Here is a 25,980-nt window from a genome sequence, read left to right as displayed (position 1 = left end):
GTGACCCTTAGTTTGAATTTTTAACGCGCATTACAGCAATTGCAGCAACAACGAATGATGCAGCACCAATTAATAATGCGTAAATAGGCTGATTAGAAAATACGTGGCGTAAAATAAGCCCTAAAATACTAGCGGCAAGCAATTGCGGTATAACAATAAAGAAGTTAAAAATACCCATATACACGCCCATTTTGTTACTCGGTAGTGCATTACTTAACATTGCATAAGGAAGCGATAAAATAGAAGCCCATGCAAAGCCAACGCCTATCATTGGAATAAGGAGCATTTTTGGATCTGTTATAAACATAAAGCTCGCAAGGCCCAATGCACCTAGTAGTAAGTTAAAGCAATGTGCGCCTTTTAAGCCCATCTTTTTAACTAAGAATGGAATACACATAGCGGCAATAGCCGCAAAGCCATTGTAAGCTGCAAATAAAATACCGACCCAATCAGCCCCATCGTTAAAGGCTTTACTTGTTGCATCACTGCTGCCGTAATGAAAGCTTGTTACTGCGGCTGTGGTGTATATCCACATAGCAAACAACGTAAACCAGCTAAAAAACTGTACCCAAGCAAGCTGCTTCATTGCCTCTGGCATGGTAAATACATCTTGTACTACTTGGTAAAAACCGCCTTGTATTTTGTTAGCAGCCTTTAATGCGCTTGCTATCCACTGCACAATACCAAACGCTAGTAAGCCACCAGCAAGTAGGTATAACTCTTTTTCAAGCGATAAACCCATTACTAATGCAAGGGTTGCTAAACCTAGCACCACAAAAATAATGGCACCTTTATTGAAGTTGATATCTACTAATGCGGTGTTAGTCGGTTTGGCAGTGTGGTTTTCAAAAGCAGCTAATTGCTCAGGGCTATATTCTTTGGTTCGCATAACTGTCCAGAGAACTGCGACTAGCAATACGACCCCACCCCAATAAAATGAATATTTAACAGATTCAGGAATTTGCCCTAGCGCAGCGGTATTACTTACATCAAACCAATTGGTCATCATCCATGGTAGCGCTGAGGCTAATACCGCACCAATACCAATAAAAAAGCTTTGTAACCCGTAACCTGTAGCGCGTTGTTTTTCTGGCAGGTTATCGCCTACAAGTGCTCTAAAAGGTTCCATAGTGACATTGATTGAGGCATCCATAATCCATAACATACCTGCAGCAATCCAAAGGGTTGGTGAATGCGGCATGATAAAGAGTGAGATAGTAGTAAGTACCGCCCCTATGAAAAAGAATGGACGACGACGACCAAAACGCCCCCATGTCTTATCACTCCAATAACCAATTATTGGTTGCACTATTAAGCCCGTTAGCGGTGCTGCAACCCATAAAATAGGAATATCATCAACTTGTGCGCCTAGGGTTTGAAAAATACGGCTCACATTGCCGTTTTGTAGTGCAAAACCAAATTGAATACCTAAAAAGCCAAAGCACATATTCCATATTTGCCAAAAACTTAGATTTGGTTTGTTGCTGTCATAATTATTATTTTGATTATTCATGATTAGCCTTATTAGTTAAAACTGCGCTACTAAATGCATCTAGCGAAAGCATAAGCTTTGTAACTTCTTTGTCAGTGATGATCTTTACCGTGTTTTGTTCAAGTAAGTCGTGTAGCGGTCTATTTCGCTCAAAGGTATTTGCTTGCTCTGGTGTTAAATTAATTAATACCGTTTGTGGCTCCTCACTAAAATTACTAAAAACATAAACAGATTGCTGTCCCAGCGTGCGTACAAAACCAACAACGCGTTCGCTATTGCTAAGTGAAAGCTCTGACATGGTTCCACCTACAACAGCGGGCAAACTATTAAGAGCCATTATTGCTTTATAATAATCACGAAGTGATGCTTGCTCGCTCGATAAGTTAGCCCCGTCGAATTTGCCGTTGTTCATCCATGCTTGATGCGCTGGTACACCAATGTAGTCAAAAATACTGGTGCGGGTAGATGTACCAAAACCTGCGTTTTCAGATCCGTCCTCCCCCACATCTTGGGCAAAATATAATAAAGTAGGAGCGCGACTAATTAAGCTAGAAACGACCATTGCTGGTTTACCCCAGCGTGCATCACCTGCAAAATCAGGGCTCGCAATGCGTTGTTCGTCGTGATTTTCTAAAAAGTGCAGCATGTGCGCTTCAATATCAGCCACTTGGCTTTGGGCTGCAAAAATAGTATTAGCAGCTTGCTTACCCTGCATAATGGCTTTTAATGTGTCGTAAAAGCCGACTTTGTCATATAAGTAATCCATTTTTCCTTGCCGAATATACGCTCTGTACATTTGTGGATTGTAAACTTCAGCCAATAAAAACGCATCGGGCTTTTGCATTTTTATTGATGAATTTAAAAAGCTCCAAAATTCAACCGGCACCATTTCGGCCATATCGTACCTAAAACCATCAACGCCTTTATCAAGCCAGTAAAGAGTGATATCTCTAAATTTATACCAGCTATTAGGCAGTTCCTTATTTTGCCAAAACGCATAATGGGCGCGATAATCTTGGTTTTCTAGCTCTTTAGGTAATACAGGAAAGTCATAGCTGCCATCAGGCTTAACGCCATAATTCACTCTTACGGTTTCGTACCAATCGTTAATATCTGGCTTGGGTGCACGCGCACCATTCCCCGTCCATTTCGCTGGCGTTTCATCAAAAAAACCGTCAGCTAAAGGGTGAGTATTACCCCCTAAAACTGTATAGCTTTGTGATGTTGGAACCTGAAAAGACTGGCCTGGTACATAATAAAAGTTATTATTTTTATCGTACTCTTTGCTGGTGTCGTCTTGTCCACCAAAGTCTTTTATTCCTTTGGGTTTTGCTACTGATTTATAATTACGAGCCACATGGTTAGGTACAATATCTATAACCACTTTCATGCCATGCTTATGAGTGCGTTCAATCAGATCACTAAACTCACCCATTCTATTGGTCACATTTATAGCTAAATCTGGGTTTACGTCGTAGTAATCTTTTATTGCATAAGGTGAACCTGCACGGCCTTTAACTACATCAGGGTCGTCTTGCGTAATCCCATACTCGGTATAATCGCCCACTAGCGCATGATGTAAAACACCGGTATACCAAACATGGGTCGTACCCAATTCTTTAATACCTTTAAGTGCAGCATCGTTAAAGTCGGCAAATTTACCTACGCCATTTTGCTCTTTTGTACCCCAGGGCACATTCGCGGTCTGTGTGTTACCAAATAAGCGTGTAAATACTTGGTATACAACAGGCTTTGTTAACTCATTTTGTGCCTGTTTAGGGGCTTGCTGTTGTTCGGTTTCATTATTGTCTGAGCACGCACTTGTTATAAGTGCGCTACACAGTAATGCGGGTACATAAACTGATTTTTTCATTGTGTGTCTTTTTGTCAGTAGTGTTATAGCTTTATACTAAAGATATCTGCAGCAAGCATACAGTTGCTGCATACGTATTCACTTAAACATTCACGGCGTATTAATCACTAATACCGTAGCAGTCATTGGCTCTAAGTTAATACTGTTAGTTAGTTTAAAAGTGTGTTGTGTGAATAATGCCTGCGCATTGGCATTTTTTGGTATAACTTCTTGCATGTAATCAAGATTATGCTTTTGTGTTACTTTGTTTTTATTCATAAAAACTAATACTGTTTGCGTATCACTAACGCGAGCATAACTATAAACACCATTGTTCGGACTGAAATGAACGAGCTTACCCTTTGCAAGCGCCGGGCTTTGCTTTCTAAAGTTAAGTAGCGTGCTTATAGTTTCGTGCATATCGCGCTGATCTTTACTTAACCCGACTCCAGTAAACGCATTAGCGTTTTGATTTTTGAACCCACCAGGAAAATCAATGCGTATATCACCATGATCTTTACTCGGCGTATTATCCAATAATATTTCGGTTCCATAATATATTTGAGCAATGCCGCGCGTTGTTAAAAACAAAGTCATCGCCATTTTAGTTTTAGCTAAGTCTTGCCCAAGCTCCGTATATACACGGCTCATATCGTGGTTATCAGCAAACACCATAATGTTATTGGTGTCTGGGTATAAAAAATCGTTAGCTAATGACTGATATACTTTAACCCAGCCTGTGCTCCAACCCTCGTCTTCATTTAAAGCTCGAATTACCGCCTCTTGCAACGAAAAGTCCATCACACTGGGTAAGCTTGACACATACCCATCTTGATTTACTTTACCGCGCTGCCAATACGACGCTATTGCAGGGTTTGAAGTCCACTCTTCGCCAACAATATTAAAGTGTGGGTATTCATCCATAATGGCCTTGGTCCAATCACTTAAAAATGCTTTGTCTGAATAAGAATAGGTATCTACACGAATACCGCTTAAATCTGCGTATTCAATCCACCAAATTGCATTTTGAATTAAATACTCATTTAATAATGGTTGGCGCTGGTTTAAATCGGGCATGCTAGCGACAAACCAACCATCGCTAAACTGGCGTTTATCGTAGTTACTTGCGTGTGGATCTTGAATTGTTTGGCGCGCATGGCTTGTGGCATTTTTGCCATTTTCAAACTGCCCATTAAAGTTAATCCAATCTTGAGTTGGTTTATCCTTCATCCACGGGTGCTCAGCACCAAAGTGATTAAGCACCATATCCATAACAAGCCCAATGCCCTGCTCTTTAGCCTTTATTGATAACGTTTTGTATAGGTTATTCGATCCCATTCGCGGATCAACGTTGTAAAAGTCTGTAATCGCGTAACCATGATAAGAGTAATCTGGCATGTTGTTTTCAAGCACTGGAGTAAGCCAAAGCTGTGTTACACCTAAATTATTTAAATACGGTAATGCGTTAATAACACCTTGAATATCCCCTCCATGTCGCCCGCCTTTAAAGCCTGGATTTGCAGCTTCTAGCATGCTTTTAACGGTGTCATTTGTGGAGTCGCCATTTACAAAGCGATCTGGGTTAATTAAATATAAAGCATCTGCACTTGTGAAACCTTGGCGTTGCGCGCTATTTTTATCTCGGGTAAATAAAGGAAACTCAAAGCTATGCGCTGTATTAGTGCTGTTAAACTTGAGCGTTCCTGCTTTGGCGTTATCGCTAATATTTAAATGTAGGAAAGCATAATTAGGGTTGTCGGTACGTGTTACGTTATTAAGTTCAACCCCTTTATACTTATCTAATTTAAATTCTTCGTTAGCTATATTTTGCTCATGCACGAGTACTGTAATGTTATTTTTATTCATGCCGACCCACCAATTGGCAGGCTCTACATTAAGTGCATAACTAAAGCTTGGTAAGCTACATACGCTTACTAGTAAAAGTGTGTTTAAAAATCGCATTGTTATACCTTTTTAATGCTGGCTAAAAAATTCTGGTGAGTTGGTAACTGCGTTACAGTTGAGCTGATCAACGTTTTTAAAGTAGAGAATAAATCGCTCAGTTGGTCATCACTTAGTGAATCAACAATACTGTTATAGTCATCAGGGATAAGCCCTTGCCCTATCATGACTTGCTGCCAAGCAACTTCGGCGAATAGTTCATCATCTTCACGTATTACTTTGCCTGTGTGTTTAAATAAATTCAGTTTATGGGTAAGGGAATTTGGTATATCCATTTGCATGCATTGACGCCAAAACGGGGAGTCTTCTCGCTCGGTGAGTTTATAATGCAAAATAATAAAATCACGTATGTGCTCTAATTCAATAACGCTTTGTTTATTAAACTCCGTTACTAACGCATCGCTAATACCGTTGTGTGGAAATAGCTTAATTAAACGCGTAACCGCAGTTTGAATTAAATGAATACTGGTTGACTCTAGCGGCTCTAAAAAACCACTTGAGAGGCCAACCGACACCACATTTTTATGCCATTGCTTTAAACGCCGACCTGTTTTGAATTTTATAATACGGGGCTCTGTAATTGGCTCAGCGGGTAAGCTTTTTAGCAGTAACTGCTTAGCATCATCATCTGACAAGTATCTACTGCAATAAACAAGGCCATTACCAATACGATTTTGCAGTGGTATTTGCCATTGCCAACCAGCACTATGTGCAATAGATCGCGTATAGGGCTTAAGCTCATGAGTACTTTTTGTTTGTACGGCTACTGCACTATCGCATGGTAAGTAATGAGACCAATCAATAAACCCTGTATTTAGTGTTTGTTCAATTAATAGTGCACGCAGCCCGGTGCAATCTATAAATAAATCCCCACTAATTTGACTGTCGTTATCCAGTGCTAGGCTTTTAACATTGCCTGTATCGCATTGTTCAACATGGCTTATTTTTGCATCTATGTGTTTAACACCGCGCGATATAGCCAACTTTTTTAAGTATTCAGCGTAAAGCGTCGCATCAAAATGATATGCGTAACTCAGCCCAGGTAGTTGGGTATTAGGAATTGTATTGAGGGGTGCAAATTTATGCTGTTTAGCCGCTTGGTAATTGAGTGAAAAATCCCATAAGTCGTCTTCGTAGCCCGTAATTTGACCTTTTAACCAAAAGTTATAAAAATCGCAAAAGGGAAAATCTTTACCTAACGAGCCAAACGCATGCATGTAGCTATGCCCTGGCGTTTTCCAGTTTTCGAACTCTATACCTAATTTTATTGAAGCATTAGTGGCATTAATAAAATCTTGCTCGTTTATACCCAGCGCGTTATTAAGTTGAATAATGGGCGGTATCGTTGCTTCACCCACTCCTACCGTACCAATAGCTGATGATTCTATTAGTGTGATATTAATTACTTTACCTAACACTTTATTAAGCAGTGCTGCTGTTATCCACCCTGCGGTACCACCGCCTGCAATTACGACATGTTTTATTGGTTTCATATTATTGCCCACACTTTAATACAGCGCTCAATAAACTTAATTAAGCGAATTGGTATTAATCAGTGTTTGATAAACTAGCTATAAAAAAGCCCTTGTAAAACAAATCACAAGGGCTTCTACACACAACTTTTATTATAGCTTGTAACTAAAGCCTAACAAGTAAGTACGACCGTAATCTTGGTAGTCACGTACTTGTAGAGCATTATCGCCAGAAAGTGACGTAAACGGTTCTTCAGTTAAGTTTTGTACTTGAAACTGGACAGATAAACCTTCAAGGCTTTCAATACCGGCCTCAGAGAAGTCATAACCTGCTTGAACATCCCAAATAGTTTCACCTAAAATATCAACTTGTTCAGTGTTAAAACCTAAACCATATACATCGCCTTTAAAGGCACTGCGTTTGCGCATACTGGTACGTAATTGCATACCATGCATTTCGTAGTAAACTGTTAAGCTTTGAATTTTATCCGAAAGACCTGGTAGCTCGTAATCGTTACCGTTTTGATCTTCAATATCAGACTCAATACCAGTATGGCTGGCAATTAAACCAAAACCTTCAAGAGATGGGTGGAATATTTTAAATGGTAACGCTAGTGAAAGCTCGTAACCATATAAATCGCCACCGCCGCCATTTATTTTACCGCTGCCTGTACCTGATGATGTTGCAGGAACTTCACCTGTTGAAGGGTCAGCTACGCCTGACATATCAATTGCGTACGTGCCGTCAAAAATCCACTGGGTTAAGTCTTTATAGAAAAACGCAGCAGAGAAGTAACCTTCATCGCTAAAGTAATTCTCGTAAGTAAAATCGTAGCCGGTTGCTTCTTTAGGTTCTAAATTTGGGTTACCACCCGATACAGACCAGTAGTTACCATTTTCATCAGGTGTTTGATTATATGAAGCATTAACTGATGAATTCATTTCGTCTAAGCGTGCACGAGAAATTGTTTTAGCAACACCAAAACGTATCGTTTGTTGCTCATCAATCGCAAGTGACAGGTTTAAGCTAGGTAATACGTGCGAGTAATCATGACTTATGTTTGTAGGTGATGTAACAACCACACCATCAACAGTACTAAATGCATTACCTTGTGATGATTGATCAGTTTGTACATAACGCACGCCCACATTACCCGTTAATGCAAGACCGCTTACTTCAGCATTAATATTTGCTTGAATAAATGCAGAAGTAATTTCTTCTTTTACAGTCCACGATTTAGTTGCATGACTTGTATTTGTTAAGCTCTCTGCCAGTAAGTCGTAATAACCGTCGTTAACTAAGCCATTTACGTCATAAGCAATCATATCGCCCATGCCTATAAAACCTAAATCAACACTTCCGTTTCGGTACTGTTCTGGCACATTAAGCATGCCTGGGTTATCAAGCGAAAAGCTAGATAACGTCATAAAGTAACCTTCTGAATCTTTTGTTTTCTCACGTTCTTTGTAAGACATACCAAATTCAATAGAGCTTATGTACTCGTTTTCTAATACCTTTGAAGCCGCTATTTTTAATGTTGATAGCTCATCTTCAATGGTCGGTGCATTAATAAAACCATCTTGCGCTTGGTTTTCATACTCAGTACCAGTTAAACCATATTTATCGTTAAGTGCAGAGCTTGCACCCCACGATAGCGGGCCACCTAACTGTATTAAACCATAATCGCTATAATCTAAATCATGTGAAAAAGTAGCCCCAGTGTTACCACCATTAAATGTGTAACCCAAGTTATCTGCAACACCGCGAGCATCGCCACGGCCAGTGCCTGAGTAGCTCTCAACACTCCAGATTTTACGGTCTACTTGTGAATAACTTGCATCAAACTCTACTGACCACGAATCGTCAATATCGTATTTAGTATTAAAACCAAAAGCTGTAAGTTCGGCTTCGCGTTCTTCATAATCGTTTCGAACTACTACACGTTGGCCTTGTGTTACTGCACTTGTTATAAAGCCAGATGCTTCATCAACTACAACACTATTTGCATCAATACTGCCTTGTCCCCATGCAAATGGAACTTCAATACCGCGTAGAATTTTTTCATCTGTAAAATCTACATATAACGCATCAAACGTCATGTTTAATTTGTCAGTAGGCGCCGCTTCTAAAACAAGCATTGCAGAATCACGCTCAAGCGTTGATGAACGCACGTAAGGTTTAGCACCACCTAAAATTGAATAATCGTTACCATTTTCAGTGAATTCTGGGTAGCCCCATGAGTTCCAACGTTTTTCTTGATTTGGTGAACTCATTGTATTTAAAGCAAAGGCAACACCAATTGTATCGTCAGCAAACTGGTCAATGTATGAAATAGTGCCTCGGTAACCGTCATCATTACCGTCTGGATTTAATTTACCAAAGCTGGTTTGCTCATACTGCCCATTTACTTGCACAACACGTTCGCCTTTACTTAAAGGGCGCACGGTTTGCATATTAATAACACCGGCAATACCTTCAGCATCAATACTTGCATTTGGCGTTTTATAAACGGTTACACCGCTCATTATTTCTGATGGATAAAGGTCAAACTCTACACCACGGTTATCACCAATCGATACCTGCTCACGACCGTTAAACGTTGTGCCACTTTCATTCTCGCCAAAACCACGAATAGAGACACGACTTGCTCGGCCGTCTAAGCGCTGTGCGGTTAAACCGGGTAAACGCGCAATCGATTCAGCAATTGAAGAGTCTGGCAGCTTACCTATATCTTCTGCAGAAATAGATTCTACAACCTGTGTAGAAAAACGTTTTGTGTTGATTGATTCTACAACACTGCCACGAAAGCCTTTAACTTCGATAACTTCTACATCATCTTTTTTTATTGTATCTTCTTGAGCAGCCTGTGTAGCAAAGCTTGATAAGCCTGCAGCTGTTAATGCTAAAGTTAATATACTTGGTTTGAACATAGACATAATGTTTTCCCGTTACCCATATTGTGATACCCGCGTTCAATGTTTAAGTGATAGTTAAACAAGGCGAGCTAATTTTGTTGTCAGGATGAATATTAACGCCAGATTTATTTTATTAACAACTTTATGCATACGTATTCAACAATTTCAATGTAGCCTAACATTAACATACATTACACGCATATAATTTTAACCATATGATTTTATTAAAAATAAACAAAACAAAAAACACTGAAAGGGCATGATAGATTAAATCTATTCTGTAGAAAACTAATAGCCTTCCTACTTGAATGTAAACAAGATGAAATTAATTAGCGCTGTTATATAACGTTTAAATAATTGCACATTTACTAAGTGTTAAATTGGTCAGACCATTTCTAGTAAAACCAAGGGTATATTTCCTTTATAGTACAAACTGTTAGGTTAAATTTAACTAAAAAATGAATGAATAACATAATTGGTAAACATTAAACACACAAAACGAACACCGCTAAAGATGCGCTAAGCGCTTATTTTAAATAATTTTATTGCATTATTTTTAGTGCATACGTATGCAGACTTTTTACAGAATTACAGGCTTCACGTATGCTTTTTGAAAATAACGTGATTAATCGTAATCACAATGAAGAATAGTCTAAATACTGTGTGGAATGACGGAGAAAAGCATGACCCAAAAGCAGTGGTATAAAGGTGCGGTTATTTATCAAGTTTATCCGCGTAGCTTTCAAGATAGCAACAACGATGGTATTGGTGACTTAAAAGGGATTATTAATCGTATTGATTACATTAAAAGCTTAGGCGTTGATGCAATTTGGATTTCACCTTTTTTCAAATCGCCGATGAAAGACTTTGGCTACGATATTAGTGACTACCGTGACATTGACCCGCTTTTTGGTGATTTAAACGATTTTGATGAACTTATTAGCCAAGCCCATGATCGCAATATTAAAATTATAATTGACCAAGTACTAAGCCATACATCAGATCAACACCAATGGTTTACAGATAGCCGCGAAAATCAAAATAACGATAAAGCAGATTGGTATGTTTGGGCTGAAGCTAAAGATGACGGCACAGCACCTAATAATTGGCTGTCTATTTTTGGTGGTGGCGCGTGGCAGTGGGAACCTCGCCGTGGGCAATATTATTTGCATAACTTTTTAACCGAACAACCCGATTTAAACTTTCATAATCCTGACGTAAGACAAGCTGTACTTGATAACGTAGAGTTTTGGCTTAAAAAAGGTGTTGATGGCTTTAGATTAGATGCTATTAACTTTTGTTATCACGATGCACAACTTCGCGATAACCCAGCTAAACCAAAAGATAAGCGCCAGGGTCGTGGTTTTAGTGAAGATAACCCATACGCATTTCAGTATCATTACTACAACAACACTCAGCCAGAAAATATTGAGTTTATGCAAGACATTCGCACATTACTTAATAAATACCCAGGTACTGTATCGCTTGGCGAAATCTCATCAGAAGATTCATTGGCGACAATGGCGCAATACACCCAAGGTGGCGATAAGCTGCACATGGGATATAGCTTTGAGCTCTTAACAAATGATTATTCAAGTGAATATATTAGAACTACGGTTCAAACTCTTGAACAACGTATGACTGAGGGTTGGCCGTGTTGGGCATTTAGCAACCATGATGTAGAGCGCGTAGCAAGTCGCTGGAGCGAAAATGGCGAAATAAACCCTCAGCAATGTAAAATGCTAACCGCCCTACTTGCTTCCCTTCGTGGCAGTGTGTGTATGTACCAAGGTGAAGAATTAGGTTTAGGTGAAGCATCTGTCGCCTTTGAAGACTTACAAGACCCATACGGCATTACATTTTGGCCTAACTTTAAAGGGCGTGATGGCTGTAGAACGCCAATGCCTTGGGAGCAAGTTGATTCATCTCATGCCGGTTTTAGTGATGTAAAACCTTGGCTACCCGTTGATAATGCACACAAACAGCAATCAGTCGCTGTGCAAACTAATGATAGCAACTCAATTTTAAACGCCTACCGTGAATTTATGGCGTGGCGCAAAAGCCAAACTGTTTTACTTGAGGGTGATATTGAGTTTATTGAAACGCCTGAGCCTGTGCTTGCTTTTTATAGAACGCTTGGACCGCAAAAAATGCTGTGCATGTTTAATCTAAGCTCTCAACAAACAAGTATTGATATGCCAACATCAATCGTTAAAGAATACAATGAGCTTAGCCACCACAGCGCAAAATTAAGCCAAGACACACTAACACTTGAGCCTTTCGCTTGCTTTTATGCAAAGTGTTAATGACATCAATAATTACACTTAATATTACAGCTAAGCTCTAAACATAAAAAGCCCAAGTAAATTACTTGGGCTCTTTTATGCGTTTAATTTTTCTAATGACTTTGGGTTTTACTGTTTAAGTAGTCAGTTAAAGCAAATAAAACGCCTGACATTACAAACGTGACATGAATAGTCACTTTCCAAAGTAGCTCATCACTTGGATATGCGCCTGAGTTTATAAATACTTTTAATAACTCAACAGCCGAAATAGCGACTATCGCACTTATTAATTTCATCTTTAGACCTGAAAAACCAACTTTTCCCATCCAAGATGGTCTGTCTTCGTGATTATCAATATTAAGCTTAGAAACAAAGTTCTCGTAACCACTAAATGTAATGATCAGCAATAACCCCGCTAATAATGCCGTATCAACTAAAGTTAGAATACCGACAAGTAACTCTTGATTGGTTGCTGTAAATGTCGCAATACCCATTAAATAAAGCTGCTTAAAAAACTTTATTAACAACAGTACAACTGCAAATAGTAAACCCACAAAAAATGGGGCTAGTAGCCAACGCCCTTTAAAAATAAAAGATTCTAATGCATGCTCTACTTTATTAGCTTGGCGTGGTTTTTTATTAGGGGTGTGTGATGACATTGGTTTGTCTTTTAATTAAAAAAAGCGACCTTAGCTTATAAACCACTGCAACACAATGCTGCGAAATCCTGACAAGTAAATTACTCATCCTCACGATAAAAAAATTTCGTTATCTTTTATTTCGTTTTCGTTTAAAAATCAGTGTACCAACAGAGTTGTTCTGGATTGGGCACTACTGGTTTAAACCTAATCTTAAACTGGGTAAATCAGTCATCACACCATTTTTTTAGGAATAAACGAATGAAAAAAGCATTGCTAGCATTAATCGTAGCTCCACTATTTGCAGTATCTGCGACTTACGCGGTAGCAGACGATGCGCCAACAGCTTCAGCCGAAATGGTAAAAGAATACACAGAAATGTGTGTTAACTGGGCTAAAGATGATGACGTAAGCAATGAAGAGCTAAATGCCTACGTATTAAAATGCGTAAATGATGAGCTTGAATCTGAAGGCTATAAAAAAGTATCTTCTGTTAAGATTTAATCATACCAATTGCATTAAATTAGTGATCTATTATAGCGCTAAGAAAATAGCTCAATAGCAAGTGAAATAGCATGACATATAGTTGTTTTATATGAATGTTTTTTAACGCAGTGAGTGGGTTATTTAGTGCAATATAATGACCATGTTTTTAATAAAATTGGTATCTCCAATACGCTTAGTTGAATGTACTGCTAATAAAGCCGTTGCGAAAACATTTAACTAGGCACAAAAAAACCGGAATAGACACAAGCTGTGCGTTCCGGTTTTTTTATGGTTTTTTAAAACCTATAAGAAGTTATGAATAAGCGATAACGTGCTTATTCATCTTCTTTTTTAGCTTTCGCTTTAGGCTTTGCTTTAGCTGGTGCCTTTTTTGCAGCAGCTTTCTTTTTAGGTGCTGCCTTTTTCTTCGCTTCTTCTGTCCATTTACCTGCTTCATAATGAGCAGTCCAGCCAGTAGCTTTACCGTCAACTTCAGTCATAACATACTGAGCTTTATTTTTACGGCTGTAGCGTACAACAGCAAGATTACCATCAGGATCTTTAGCAGGTGCATCTGCTAAGTAATAAAACTTAGGCGAGATACGGTCTCTAAAGCGTTTTAACTCTTCTACCTTAGGTGCACGTGTTTCACGAGACTTAGGAAAAGTATTTGCAGCTAAAAATATACCAGCGGCGCCATCACGTAATACGAAATACGCATCTGACTTTTCACACTCTAACTCAGTAATGTGAACAGGATCTTCTTTTGGTGGAGCAGCTTCGCCACTTTTAAGTAGTTTACGTGTGTTTTTACACTCGTCATTATTACAGCCAAAATACTTACCAAAACGACCCGATTTAAGTTCCATGTCAGAGCCACATTTATCACATTCGATAATTGGTCCGTCATAGCCTTTAATTTTAAAGGTGCCTTCTTCAACAATATGCCCTTTACATGCGGGGTTATTACCACACACATGTAATTTACGGGTTTCGTCGATTAGGTATGAATCCATTGCAGTTTCACAAATAGGACAACGTTTCATCTGCATTAACTTTTCAGTTTCTACATCTTCTACATCAGCTGCAACTGCTTCATCACCCGACACCAAGTTCATTGTTGTAGTGCAACGCTCTTTTGGCGGAAGGCTGTAACCAGTACACCCTAAGAAAACACCAGTTGATGCCGTTCGTATACCCATTTTTCGGCTACACGTAGGACATTCAATATCGGTTTCAACCATCTCGTTAAGACGCATGCCACCGTTCTCTGGCTCGTCTTTAGCGACAGTTAATTGCGTTGAAAAATCAGCATAAAACTTATCTAGAACTTGAGTCCATACACGCTCGCCTTCAGCGATATCATCTAAACGGCCTTCCATTTTAGCTGTAAAATCAAAGTTCATTAAATCAGTGAAATTTTCAACCAAGCGATCGGTAACTATTTCACCCATTTTTTCAGCGAAGAAACGGCGGTTTTCTACACGTACATAACCACGATCTTGAATCGTTGATATAATTGACGCATAAGTAGATGGACGACCAATACCGCGTTTTTCAAGCTCTTTTACTAAACTTGCTTCACTAAAGCGCGCTGGCGGTTTAGTAAAATGCTGCTTAGGATCGAGTTCGATTAAAGTAAGGACTTCACCTTCTTTAACAGCCGGTAGTGATTGATCTTCTTCGTTTTTCTTACGTATCGCAGGTTGTACTTTTGTCCAACCATCAAAGCGTAGCACACGGCCTTTCGCTTTAAGCTGGTAGTCGTTAGCTGCAACAGTTAGTGTTGTTAAATCGTATTCAGCAGGTACCATTTGGCACGCTACAAACTGACGCCAAATTAGCTCGTACAGCTTTTTAGCATCGGCGTCTACACCTTCAACATGACCAGATAACACGGTAACGCTTGAAGGACGTATTGCCTCATGCGCCTCTTGTGCATTGCCTTTAGAGCTGTAGCTAATTGGATCTTTTGGTAAGTATTTAGCACCAAACTCGTTTGTTACATACTCACGACACATTTCAACGGCATCTTTTGAAAGATTAGTTGAATCGGTACGCATATACGTAATATAACCACCTTCATACAAACGCTGAGCAAGCATCATGGTCTTTTTAACGCCATAACCTAAACGCGTACTTGCCGCTTGCTGCATGGTTGAAGTAATTAATGGCGCACTTGGGCGACTTTTACTTGGTTTTTCTTCAACGCTAATTACTTTGTATTCTGCATTCTCAAGGCTTTTAACCGCTGCGCTAGCCTGAGCTTCATTTACAGGCTTAAAAGGCTTTCCTGCTTGTTTGGCTACTTCTAAACGTAATTCAGACTCAGTATTTTTAACGTCAGCATGGATATCCCAAAATTCTTCAGGGATAAACGCCTTAATTTCGCGCTCACGCTCTACTAATAAACGTACCGCAACAGACTGAACTCGTCCTGCAGAAAGTCCACGGGCCACTTTGGCCCACAATAAAGGTGATACCATAAAGCCAACAACACGGTCTAAAAAGCGACGTGTTTGCTGAGCATAAACCATATCAGTATTAAGCTCGCCAGGTGTTTCAAACGCTTGCTGTATTGCGTTTTTAGTAATTTCGTTAAAAACTACGCGCTTATATTTAGCAGGATCACCACCAATGATTTCTTGAAGGTGCCAAGCAATTGCTTCCCCTTCTCTATCCAAATCCGTTGCGAGATATATTTGGTCTGCATTTTCAGCCAGCTTTTGTAATTCTTGAACAACTTTTTCTTTACCAGGCAGTATTTCGTAATGCGGATCCCAGCCTTGGTTTGGGTCAATACCCATACGCGCGACTAAGTTTGTATAATCTCGTTGCTTTTTATACGCTGCTTTCTCTTCAGGTTCCATTTTACGAACTTCTGCTGGCGTTTTAGTTGCCGGCACTTTAGCTTTGCTCGAACCTGAAGTAGGTAAATCTCGTACATGCCCAATACTGGACTTTACGATGAAGTCATTACCTAAATATTTATTAATTGTTTTAGCCTTAGCAGGAGACTCTACAATTACTAGCGATTTGCCCATAGTTGCCTATTTCTAACCAAATATTAAAAATGTGTTTTGCCGACATAAGCGGCGCGAATATTTATAGGTATATCTACAAACACTAGTTGTTACAAGCTTTTAATACAAACTTTTCAGTATTTACTGAATAAACGAACAATTTTTGTCGTTAAATTAAACAAACTAGTGTTTTTAGATTAATTGATGTGGAATATATAGAACAGAAACAAAAATGCCAACCTAAAGGTTGGCATTTTTAAAATAAAGCCTTATTTACTATCGTAAATTTCGATTCCTTTGGAGACTGTTTTAGTGCCACCAGCCTGAGTAGTAAACTCAAATGTTATTGAAAGTACACCGTCAAATTTATCATTACCATCCGCTTCACGAGAAATACGAACATCTGAATACATTGGTTTATCCGTATTCGTACTTGGAATAATAGCGTTATTTTCGATAATAGATAAGTCACCATTTGTAGAGGCTATAGATACAGTTGTACCCGCTGGTAGTGGATTACCAAACTCATCTGTGTAGTGAATACGAACTGTAATACCACTTAGACCTATATCAATAGTAAGTGTTTCAGGATCTGTTTCATCTGGATCCGTATCATCATAATCTGGGTTATCAATAATAACGTTAACCGTAGATAGATTAATAGATTCAGCATCACAACGTTCTAGCACATCAGAACCTTCCAGAGAAGCAACAATAGAGCTTGAGCAATCTGCTGGTACGTAAACAGGATACGGCGCATCAAGAATATCCGTTGTTTTCAGCACAGAAAAACGAACATATGGGTTATCTCCAGACATAACCAATTCAATTTGTTTACGCACCTCAATTAGCTCTCGAGAACACTCACCTGCATTTTCAGCGGCTTCGCTACATAATAAGCCATTATATTTACCATCTGCAAAGTCATAAATACCGTCATTATCTAGGTCTCGCCATGTTTCATTATGACCACCTCGTGAAATTAACTCAGAACATTCATCCGTAGACGGGTCATAATTTGAAGCATCTGCATCACTACAGTTTGCTTTATCGAAGGCAGCATTTTCATTGTGATCTATAAATGCTTCAGGTAAATCGTAACTAGTATAATATTCACCAATATCAAACAAGCCATTGGTGCGTTTAACATCATCAGTAGTTTGCTCATCTACAAAGTTCTCTTGTCCTTTAGTGACAGCGAGAACACTTACACGCCCTCCCATAACAACACCATCAGCATTATTTTTAGCGCGTGTAATACCATTTATACAAGGAGCTGCAATACCAAAATATGGGTCACAATTTATAATACCTGTTTTTGGATTAATACCTTCAGTAGTTGTTGCGTCCCCATCAATATCGCCAATTCGGTTACCCCACTTATAATCATAAAATGGACGGTCCCCTTGAGAGCGCCAGGTTACAACACAGGTAGCATCGTCAGTTTTACAAGTAACTTCATTGCTAGATGAGCCAATAACACCAGCTTCAGCTAAAATAGTTGCTTCTACACCGTCACCGTTATAATTATTAAATTGGTCACCAAAATATACCGTAATATCATTTAAAACACCGTTATAATTAAGTGAGTTAGTATTAAACGTATTTGGGCTTGCATCAAAACTGTTTTGGTCTGTTACGCCCGAAGCCAGTGTTAATTGAGCCGATACAGAACTTATCTGCTCGCTCAATGGTACTAAAGTAAGTGTTCCGTCTGGACAAATTTCATTGTTTGGTTCTGATGTACACAGTTCTACATCATCAACCCAACATGTTAAGTCATCACCTTCAGGTAAATTATTAACATCTTCTTTAGAAATAAAACACGCTTTTACCACTAATGGACCAGGCACTATGCCAGATTCAACCGTTGTTTGAACAAAGCCTTCATTATTTGTATCACTTGTTCTAAGCGACAGTTTAGCTGCACCCACTGAATCTGTTAACTTGAAATCAATACGTTGCTGCGTGGATGCAAGGCCATCCGCATCTATTAGCTTAAATCTAACAATCGATTGAGTCGGGGCGCCGCCTTCACCTGGAGGTAATGCAATAAATGTTTCGCTGACATCAACAAACTGTATTGATTGTACCGCTGATGTTTCCACAGGAATAATCGTAGTAGCAGTAAAGTTTTTACCACCTGTCTCAACCGTGATATTAATATCATCATCAATACTACAACCTGTAGCTCGGTATGTTGATGTTGCGATACCACTTGATGATTTTACTGATGCATCAATTACTGAGTCGCCACTAATTACACAAGTTGAGCTGAACTCAACATCTGTTGGAGTTAAGTATAAATTACCATCTTCATCTAAAAGTGTTACTTCAATAACGGTACTACCACCTGCTTTTAAAGGAATAACATTTCCTGAAGTATCTTTATTAAGCCCGTTATCAACCTCTAGGGTTAAATCAGCAATACCTACAGCAAAATTAGTTGAATTACTTTCACCTACAGACGTTACAGTCACAGTACCTGCGCCACCAGTATTTCCAGGCTGCAATTTTAGTAAAGCAATACCAAAGTTATCGGTAAGGGCTGTCCCAGATGAAGGGAGAACAGAACCTAAATTTGTTGAAATATTAACAAGCGAATTTTTACTACCTTCACCACTTTGCTCATCAATGACTTCAACAAATAATTCACCTAGTTCTGATGAAGAGATTGTATTAGCTACCGTACAACTCGATGCTGCTTGTGTAGGGTCAAGTTTTACACTAGAACGATTATCGTCCCAGCCTGCGTTACAGCCTGTTAAGAGCTTTACTGATATAGAGAATTGTGCCAAATCAACTGGTGCAGAATCACCTGATGAATAAAATACAGCTGTATTACTCACTTCTGTTGAGTTCGTAGGATTATAAGTTGCAACAACTTGACCTGCGCCTTTAAAACTACCACTAGAGAGAGTCACTTTTGCCTCACCCGCTGAGTTTGTAATTGCAGTTCCTAAGTCTGGCGTTATTTTACCTGTGAAGTTTGTAGTAAATGTAACAAGTTGCTCGCTAAGTGCAACTCCATCATTTTTTAAAGTCGCTGTAACCGTGCCTAAGTTGTCAGTTGTAACCGGATTTGTATCCGAATACTTAGCACCATTTTCATCGACAATATTTACTGTTAGAGTTGTTGACCCACTAACACCAGTATCATCACCCTGCCCACCGCTTGATTGAAAAGCAAAAGTACTTGTATAAGATTCACCATCGACTGTATAAGTAGCGGTTACTTCTCCAGCACCGGCTTGAGCACCGGCTGTAAGTTCAACGGTTGCAATACCATCGTTCTGGGTTAATGCACTTGATGGAGACAGTTCACCAATCTCATCTTCTAATGTAAACGTAATGCGCTTACCCGCAACAATTACCCCGTCTTGAGTAAGAATTGCGCGTAAATCTAAAGAGGAGGTAGCGGTAACAGAATTTGACTCTGTTGCGTCTGTTTGAGAATACCCATTTAATGAAACCGAGTATGTAGCAGCCTCTGTAGTGGAATCACCATCACTTATAGAACCGTCTTTTTCAAGTGACCCACCGCCACCACAGGCTGTGAGTAAAAAACTTAGCAATGAAATGCCGAGCAGTCGCATTAAAGGCATGAACCTCTCCCTAGCGTTGTTATTATAATTAAAATTAATTTACACTTAATATTAACCTATAACTTAGTCTAAAATCACAGTTTTTTATTACTTTTTTGTGCAAAATATTTTTAAATAAATACTAACTTTTTCTGTAGTAAATATTTCCTTGCTGGTAGTCTATGGCAAATTTATAAAATGTAGATCAGGAAATATGTCAAAAATCCGTTCAATGAGTTTAACCACTCGCATCATGATTGGTATGGCGCTTGGGGTTGCAGTAGGTTTTATATTTCAGGCTATATTAGCTGGTGAAGACGATTATCTAATACCACTTGGGTTATTCTCTTTGCCAATTAAAGCCTTTTTTGTTGATGGTATTTTCCATGTCGGTGGTCAAATATTCATTGCCAGCTTGAAAATGTTAGTTGTGCCTCTTGTTTTTGTATCGCTTGTTTGTGGTACCTGTAGCTTAAGCGACCCTAAAAAACTAGGCCGCCTAGGTGGTAAATCTATTGGTTTATATTTATTAACTACAGCTATTGCTATAACAGTGGCGATTACACTTGCCTTATTATTTAGCCCTGGTGAAGGTATAAGCTTGCCATCTAATGCAACCTACGATGCTAAAGAAGCACCTACCCTTGCACGTGTAATTATAGACATGTTTCCTACAAATCCTTTTGAAGCAATGGCCAAAGGCAATATGCTTCAAGTTATTGTGTTTGCGCTTTTATTTGGTGTAGCAATGGCATTAAGTGGTAAAGCAGGAAAACGTGTTGCTACCGTATTTGAAGATTTAAACACTGTGATTTTAAAACTAGTTACGCTTTTAATGAATATTGCCCCTTATGGTGTGTTCTTTTTAATGGCAAAACTGTTTACAACAATTGAGCTTAACTTAATTGTGAGCTTAGCGAAGTACTTTGGCGTTGTAGTGCTTGCACTGTTATTACATGCTTTTGTAAACTACACATTGCTTTTAAAAATATTAACGGGCTTAAACCCGCTTATTTTCTTAGCAAAAATGAAGCACACATGCTTATTTGCATTTAGTACCTCGAGCTCAAGCGCAACTATGCCTATTACACTTGAAACTGCTACTAAAAAGTTAGGTGCTAATAACTCGGTTGCCTCATTTACTATCCCACTGGGTGCTACCATTAACATGGATGGCACTGCCATCATGCAAGGTGTGGCTACCGTGTTCATTGCACAAGTGTTTAGTGTCGATTTGACAATATCTGATTATTTAATGGTTATATTAACAGCAACACTTGCCTCTGTAGGTACAGCAGGCGTACCTGGTGTTGGTTTAATAATGCTGGCAATGGTACTTAACCAAGTTGGCTTACCTGTAGAAGGGATTGCAATTATTATCGGTGTAGATAGATTACTTGATATGACACGTACAGCAGTTAATGTAACCGGCGATTGTATGGTTACCTGTGTTGTTGCCAAGTCTGAAGGTGAGCTAGATGAGAGCATCTTTAACGACCCTAATGCAGCTAAAGACTTAGAAGATTATCATAAATCTATTGATTCATAAGCTACATTTATATAGCTATAAAAAAACCTTGATGCAATCCATCAAGGTTTTTTTTCGAGTAAAAATAATTAAACTGAATCCTGAAAAAGATTCTAATCTAAGGATTTAACGACTTAAACTTAGAAAGTAAGTTTATTCCCACTTTATTTACACCACTACTCAAGCCAAGAGCTAGCTTATCGCTCAACCCTTTTTTAACTTTGTATTTAATCTTATAAATTTGGCGCTCATGTTGCTGCTCTAGCAATGCATCATCACTTGTTTTTATAACATCTACCAAGCCTTTATCAATCGCTTGAGTTGCAAACCAATGCTCACCTGTCGCAACTAAGCTTATATCTAAGCTTGGACGTTGAGTGCTTACAAACGTTTTAAATAAATCATGTGTTTGTTCAATTTCTTCACGAAATTTTTCACGGGCCTTATCTGTGTTTTCACCAAATAAAGTAAGTGTGCGTTTAAATTCACCTGCTGTTATTTGCTCAAATTCAACATCATTTTTCTTTAATATTTTATTAAAGTTAGGTATTTGAGCTATCACACCAATAGATCCAACTATTGCAAAAGGCGCTGCAAGTATCTCGTCCGCGACACACGCCATCATGTAACCACCACTTGCTGCCACTTTATCAATTGCAACACTTAGAGGAATACCCGCACTTTTAATACGCTGTAACTGAGATGCAGCAAGTCCGTAGCCATGTACAACACCGCCACCACTTTCTAAACGAATAAGTACTTTGTCTTTACTTGGATCGGCAATAGAGATAATAGCCGTTATTTCTTCTCGTAAGCTTTCTACTTCGTGAGCGTCCATACTACCCACAAAGTCAATTACATATAAACGAGGTTTAGGCTCATCTTTATCTGCTTTTTTACTCTTTGATTTAAGTTGTTTTTGATGCGCTTTAAGCTCTTTTTTACCCAACGTATTTTGTAAAAAACTTTCTTTAAGTTCAACTAGCTGCTCTGATATATCGTCAATTTGTATTTCACCTTTTTTGGCCTTTGGCTTAACTGCAGCGCCAACTATTAGCATTAAAATAACTGCTATAGCGATAACAAAAGTAATTGTTTTAGCAAAAAACAAACCGTATTCGTATAAAAATTCCAACTGGTTTCTCCATTTATAAATTTCAGCTAATTTAGCATGCTTTAAAGCAAAAAAAAGCCACTTTTCAGTGGCTTTTAAAGGTTAATTATTTTACTGGTTATTAATCAGTCACAACCTCAGGGTTGGAAACTAATAACATCCGTCCGCGAGCAGCTAAGTAAGTAGCTACTTGCAACTGCATTTCCGCATTAGCGGCAGCACTGCCTTCAACAGTTGCAGCCTTTGCAGCATCTTGAGCTGGAGTTAATATAGAACCATGATGCCCTTTAGTAAATTTAACTAAGTAGCTTGCTGGTGTTTCACTCAATGATTGCGAAGAACTTACTGTCTCAAGACCCATCAAGTTAGCTAATGGAATTGTGCCAGAAATAGGATTATTAGCTGCCATTGGTGGTATCACTTGGTCAGGCTTGTTATCAACACCATCACCCACAACAACATTAGTATAAACAGGAGTACCTAATGCTTTCACAGTGGCTGCGTAGTTCGTTGGATCACCACTATCTAGCGCTGTTTGCGCCGCAAAAGCAAACTGTGTAAATACACCTTGAATGTTAGTAAGTTTAGTCGTTTCACCCGCAGTGGTAAGTGATGCAATATATTCGTTGTAACCACATGTCAAGTAAGCTTCCATGTCTGGTATTAATGAGCCACAGTTAGAAACTGCATCTCCTTGTAAGTATGCAGTAAATTCATCAGCTTCTGTTGTACCAGCTTGTGAAAGTACTGAACCTTGAATAAATGGACCAAACGCAGCAGATTCAAGTAAGAAGCTTGCTATACCGCCACCACCACTTGCAAGAGCTACCGTGTTTACATTAAATAGCGGATCAAGCGTTTCTGCCATTGGCGTATTAGCTTGAGCAATAAATGCTGGAGCAACAATAGAACCTAGCGAATGCCCAATGTAGGTAACGTCTTTACTATTAATAGTTGTATCGTTAATAAAGTTTAAGCCTAAACGAAGGCCTAATAAATCAGCAGCCGATTGACGTAAGCTATCACGTGCAACAAGTAATGAACTTAAGTTCATGTAACTAAGCACAGAACCCGTTGTTGCATTAAAGTCGTCTGTTCCATCACCATCAACATCTATTCCGCGCTCACCATGTCTTGGATGGTCAATAGCAACCGTTGCAAAGCCTTGAATAGAAAGCTGCGCAGTTAAAGCAAGCATACTTTCTTTTTGTGTTGTAATACCGTGCTGCATAATCACAACAGGCCATCCACCTTCAGGCATTGCGATAGGATCTAATTGTAACTGTGCACGGACACCATTAATTATCGGTAAAATAGGTTTAGTAACTTGCACTGGCACATTTGCCATGCTTTGTACTTTTGGAATTGAGTTGTATTTTGTTAAATGACGTGTGCTGTCTAGTCCTAAGTCACGTAATTGTCCGTCACTTAATGCAGAACATAAACCATCATTTTCACTAATAGGATCTGTCGGAAATGCATCGCCTGCAACGGCCTTATAACCAATTATTGCCACCGCGTTATCACACATACCTTGCCAATATGTATCACTTAAATCACTAATATCTGTACCCGTTGGCGTACCTAAATACATCGGTAACATAATGCTACCTTTTTGATATTGCACACCAGAGAAAGCAGCAGAGACTTCTACACCCTGAGAAGCAAATACTTGTTGTACATTTACCATAGGCTGTTCAGGAACTTGAAGCGCAGGAGTTGGTAACGCAGGCTGTTGCAAGCTTGCAGCTAGTAACTTTTTAATTGTCCCAAGTACAGGGCCTGCTGATTGAATAGTCATCGCACTAGAAAAAATAATATCTTCTTTTGCGATATCTCCCGAGCTTACAACTACATTTTCGTAACTGTTAACAGCACCCTGCAAACCAAGTTGAGCTTCTGTAATTAATGGTGCTTCTTGTTTAACCAGCCCATAAGTAGAAGAAGGCTCAATAGAGCGCCCTAATGAATCTTTAAGACCAGTAGTTAATACATTGATGTATGAGCTACCTGCCGTAAATGGTTTTAAAGGAATAATTGCAACGCCATCACCTGAAGCTTGAGTTACAAAGTCAACACCAAAAGTAAGCTCACCGATCAATTTACAAGCAGTACCGGCAGCTACAACTGAACATTCTGCATCAGTTAAACTTGCACCCATTACAACTTCAAAAATTCTTACTGTACCAGGGGTCCCAGCAGACGCTTCATCTAAACTCACATTTGGTGGGAATGTTAAATCGATTTTATAAGGAACCTGCGAAGACCAACCATCAAGTGCACCTAGTGCAAGTTGAGGGTTTGCATAAGCTGCGCGCGAAATAGACACATTGTTGTCATCTAATTCACCAGGAATATTAAGTGTACCGTCTTGAGTTCCACTCATTAATAAATCATTAGGTACCGATAAGATACCTGCTGCTGGATCAAATGTAACTGTTGCTGTTGGGATAACTGGTGCTGTGTCGTTTTTGACATCTGTTAACGTTTCTCCACCGCCACAACCTGCTAAAGCAGCTGTAACCGAGAGTGAAAGTAGCATTTTTTTCATATTGTTGGCTCCGCACGTATTTTATTTTTATAGTGTGTTTAATCAGTGTATTAAGTTAAAACAATGTAATCAGGTTATTAATGAGACATTAGACCAGTTAAACTTAACGTAAAGTTTCTATTTTCGCCACCTAATTTTACAATAAATTCGATTACTTCACGTTTCGCTATGTTAAAATCAAAAAAATTATATGAATTGGTACTTTTATGCACACATATCAAGCAGCTGAAAACGCACTTAAAGATAAAGTTATTTTAATAACAGGCGCCGGTGATGGTATTGGCCGAGTTGCAGCAATTACGTATGCAAAATACGGCGCTACAGTTATATTATTAGGAAAAACAACTAATAAACTTGAATGTGTTTACGATGAAATTGTTAATGCTGGCTACCCTAAACCTGCAATAGTCCCTATGGATTTAAAAGGCGCAACGAAGCAAAACTACCGTGACCTTGCTGCAACAATCGAATATCAGTTTGGACGCCTTGACGGGTTGCTTAATAATGCAGGTATTTTAGGGTCACTCGGTCCGCTTGAACATTTTTGCTCATCTACGTTCGAAAACATAATGAAAGTAAACGTGACTGCACAAGCAATGATCACTAAAGCACTTTTTCCTGTTCTTCGTAAGTCTGATAATGCATCGATCGTATTTACATCATCAGGTGTAGGCCGCAAAGGTCGTGAATTTTGGGGGCCTTATGCCATCTCAAAATTTGCAGTAGAAGGTATGATGCAAACATGGGCATGTGAAGTAGGCAAAACGAATATTCGTGTAAACTGTATTAACCCAGGCGCTACTCGTACTTCAATGCGAGCTGCTGCATATCCAGGTGAAGATAGAGACGCACTTGCTACACCAGAGGATTTAATGCCTACATATTTATATCTAATGAGTGACGATTCTAGTGAAGTGAATGGCGAATCGTTAGATGCTCAAGTAAAAAAGTAATTTAGAGTTTAAATAATTTAAACAACACATTAAAAAAGCCGCAATTAGCTAACACCGATCAGTTAAGGTATTTTTGATCGGTTGACTGATCTTTTGGTTGCTTCACAATACCCTTATCATCTTT

At 39.0% G+C, this 25,980-nt stretch carries 14 protein-coding genes; 4 read left to right on the top strand and 10 right to left on the bottom strand.

Annotation, left to right across the window (positions count from 1 at the left end):
* Window positions 1–7 precede the first annotated feature (7 nt).
* The 5 genes from I6E85_RS05385 to I6E85_RS05365 all read right to left on the bottom strand — a co-directional run bounded on the left by I6E85_RS05385 (window position 8) and on the right by I6E85_RS05365 (window position 9,715).
* Entirely contained in the window at window positions 8–1,513 is a 1,506-nt protein-coding gene (locus I6E85_RS05385; RefSeq protein WP_197236692.1) for an MFS transporter, read from the bottom strand.
* Window positions 1,506–3,365 carry an alpha-amylase family glycosyl hydrolase gene (locus I6E85_RS05380; RefSeq protein ID WP_197236691.1) on the bottom strand — a complete coding sequence of 620 codons (1,860 nt, stop codon included), beginning with the start codon at window positions 3,363–3,365 and terminating at the stop codon, window positions 1,506–1,508. The genes I6E85_RS05385 and I6E85_RS05380 overlap by 8 nt, the downstream gene beginning before the upstream one ends.
* Window positions 3,366–3,455: 90 nt before the next feature.
* Window positions 3,456–5,306, bottom strand: a complete 1,851-nt coding sequence (locus tag I6E85_RS05375; protein ID WP_024590101.1) for a glycoside hydrolase family 13 protein — start codon at window positions 5,304–5,306, stop codon at window positions 3,456–3,458.
* Window positions 5,307–5,308: 2 nt separating this feature from the next.
* The gene (locus I6E85_RS05370) at window positions 5,309–6,799 is read right to left on the bottom strand and encodes a tryptophan halogenase family protein (RefSeq protein ID WP_024590100.1); all 1,491 of its coding nucleotides are present in this window, start codon (window positions 6,797–6,799) and stop codon (window positions 5,309–5,311) included.
* 132 nt (window positions 6,800–6,931) lie between these two features.
* On the bottom strand, window positions 6,932–9,715 hold the full coding sequence (locus I6E85_RS05365; RefSeq protein ID WP_024590099.1) for a TonB-dependent receptor: 2,784 nt from the start codon (window positions 9,713–9,715) through the stop codon (window positions 6,932–6,934).
* A 662-nt stretch (window positions 9,716–10,377) separates the two neighbouring features.
* On the opposite strand from I6E85_RS05365, the gene I6E85_RS05360 reads away from it, so the two are divergent.
* Window positions 10,378–12,000 carry an alpha-glucosidase family protein gene (locus I6E85_RS05360; RefSeq protein WP_024590098.1) on the top strand — a complete coding sequence of 541 codons (1,623 nt, stop codon included), beginning with the start codon at window positions 10,378–10,380 and terminating at the stop codon, window positions 11,998–12,000.
* A gap of 92 nt (window positions 12,001–12,092) precedes the next feature.
* Here I6E85_RS05360 and I6E85_RS05355 read toward each other — a convergent pair whose 3' ends face one another.
* Entirely contained in the window at window positions 12,093–12,638 is a 546-nt protein-coding gene (locus tag I6E85_RS05355; RefSeq protein WP_007582598.1) for a TIGR00645 family protein, read from the bottom strand.
* Between the two features lie 240 nt (window positions 12,639–12,878).
* Here I6E85_RS05355 and I6E85_RS05350 point away from each other — a divergent pair, with 240 nt between their 5' ends.
* Entirely contained in the window at window positions 12,879–13,121 is a 243-nt protein-coding gene (locus I6E85_RS05350; RefSeq protein WP_007582596.1) for a hypothetical protein, read from the top strand.
* Window positions 13,122–13,438: 317 nt separating this feature from the next.
* Here I6E85_RS05350 and topA read toward each other — a convergent pair whose 3' ends face one another.
* Both topA and I6E85_RS05340 read right to left on the bottom strand, forming a co-directional pair.
* A complete protein-coding gene (gene topA / locus I6E85_RS05345; protein WP_024590097.1) occupies window positions 13,439–16,147 on the bottom strand; it encodes a type I DNA topoisomerase in 2,709 nt (902 codons plus the stop codon).
* A 248-nt stretch (window positions 16,148–16,395) separates the two neighbouring features.
* A complete protein-coding gene (locus I6E85_RS05340) occupies window positions 16,396–19,731 on the bottom strand; it encodes a hypothetical protein (RefSeq protein WP_024590096.1) in 3,336 nt (1,111 codons plus the stop codon).
* A gap of 193 nt (window positions 19,732–19,924) precedes the next feature.
* Here I6E85_RS05340 and I6E85_RS05335 point away from each other — a divergent pair, with 193 nt between their 5' ends.
* A complete protein-coding gene (locus I6E85_RS05335) occupies window positions 19,925–21,259 on the top strand; it encodes a dicarboxylate/amino acid:cation symporter (protein ID WP_024590095.1) in 1,335 nt (444 codons plus the stop codon).
* Window positions 21,260–21,356: 97 nt separating this feature from the next.
* Here the strand turns inward: I6E85_RS05335 and sohB are convergent, their stop codons facing one another.
* On the bottom strand, window positions 21,357–22,373 hold the full coding sequence (gene sohB, locus I6E85_RS05330; protein WP_024590094.1) for a protease SohB: 1,017 nt from the start codon (window positions 22,371–22,373) through the stop codon (window positions 21,357–21,359).
* A gap of 100 nt (window positions 22,374–22,473) precedes the next feature.
* Window positions 22,474–24,903 carry a VolA/Pla-1 family phospholipase gene (locus I6E85_RS05325; protein ID WP_024590093.1) on the bottom strand — a complete coding sequence of 810 codons (2,430 nt, stop codon included), beginning with the start codon at window positions 24,901–24,903 and terminating at the stop codon, window positions 22,474–22,476.
* A 206-nt stretch (window positions 24,904–25,109) separates the two neighbouring features.
* Here I6E85_RS05325 and I6E85_RS05320 point away from each other — a divergent pair, with 206 nt between their 5' ends.
* Complete coding sequence (locus tag I6E85_RS05320; protein WP_007375386.1) at window positions 25,110–25,856, top strand: YciK family oxidoreductase; 747 nt, start codon at window positions 25,110–25,112, stop codon at window positions 25,854–25,856.
* Window positions 25,857–25,980 lie beyond the last annotated feature (124 nt).

The organism is Pseudoalteromonas sp. NZS71 (genome assembly GCF_015864715.1).
GTDB lineage: Bacteria > Pseudomonadota > Gammaproteobacteria > Enterobacterales > Alteromonadaceae > Pseudoalteromonas > Pseudoalteromonas arctica.
The sequence above is the reverse complement of the archived record's forward strand: the minus strand, read 5'-3'. Positions and strand labels throughout refer to the sequence as shown.

Bases quoted from the DNA above. Each gene is read 5' to 3' on its own strand.
- I6E85_RS05385 (WP_197236692.1), bottom strand. From the start codon at position 1,513: ATGAATAATCAAAATAATAATTATGACAGCAACAAACCAAATCTAAGT.
- I6E85_RS05380 (WP_197236691.1), bottom strand. From the start codon at position 3,365: ATGAAAAAATCAGTTTATGTACCCGCATTACTGTGTAGCGCACTTATA.
- I6E85_RS05375 (WP_024590101.1), bottom strand. From the start codon at position 5,306: ATGCGATTTTTAAACACACTTTTACTAGTAAGCGTATGTAGCTTACCA.
- I6E85_RS05370 (WP_024590100.1), bottom strand. From the start codon at position 6,799: ATGAAACCAATAAAACATGTCGTAATTGCAGGCGGTGGTACCGCAGGG.
- I6E85_RS05365 (WP_024590099.1), bottom strand. From the start codon at position 9,715: ATGTCTATGTTCAAACCAAGTATATTAACTTTAGCATTAACAGCTGCA.
- I6E85_RS05360 (WP_024590098.1), top strand. From the start codon at position 10,378: ATGACCCAAAAGCAGTGGTATAAAGGTGCGGTTATTTATCAAGTTTAT.
- I6E85_RS05355 (WP_007582598.1), bottom strand. From the start codon at position 12,638: ATGTCATCACACACCCCTAATAAAAAACCACGCCAAGCTAATAAAGTA.
- I6E85_RS05350 (WP_007582596.1), top strand. From the start codon at position 12,879: ATGAAAAAAGCATTGCTAGCATTAATCGTAGCTCCACTATTTGCAGTA.
- topA (WP_024590097.1), bottom strand. From the start codon at position 16,147: ATGGGCAAATCGCTAGTAATTGTAGAGTCTCCTGCTAAGGCTAAAACA.
- I6E85_RS05340 (WP_024590096.1), bottom strand. From the start codon at position 19,731: ATGCCTTTAATGCGACTGCTCGGCATTTCATTGCTAAGTTTTTTACTC.
- I6E85_RS05335 (WP_024590095.1), top strand. From the start codon at position 19,925: ATGTCAAAAATCCGTTCAATGAGTTTAACCACTCGCATCATGATTGGT.
- I6E85_RS05325 (WP_024590093.1), bottom strand. From the start codon at position 24,903: ATGAAAAAAATGCTACTTTCACTCTCGGTTACAGCTGCTTTAGCAGGT.
- I6E85_RS05320 (WP_007375386.1), top strand. From the start codon at position 25,110: ATGCACACATATCAAGCAGCTGAAAACGCACTTAAAGATAAAGTTATT.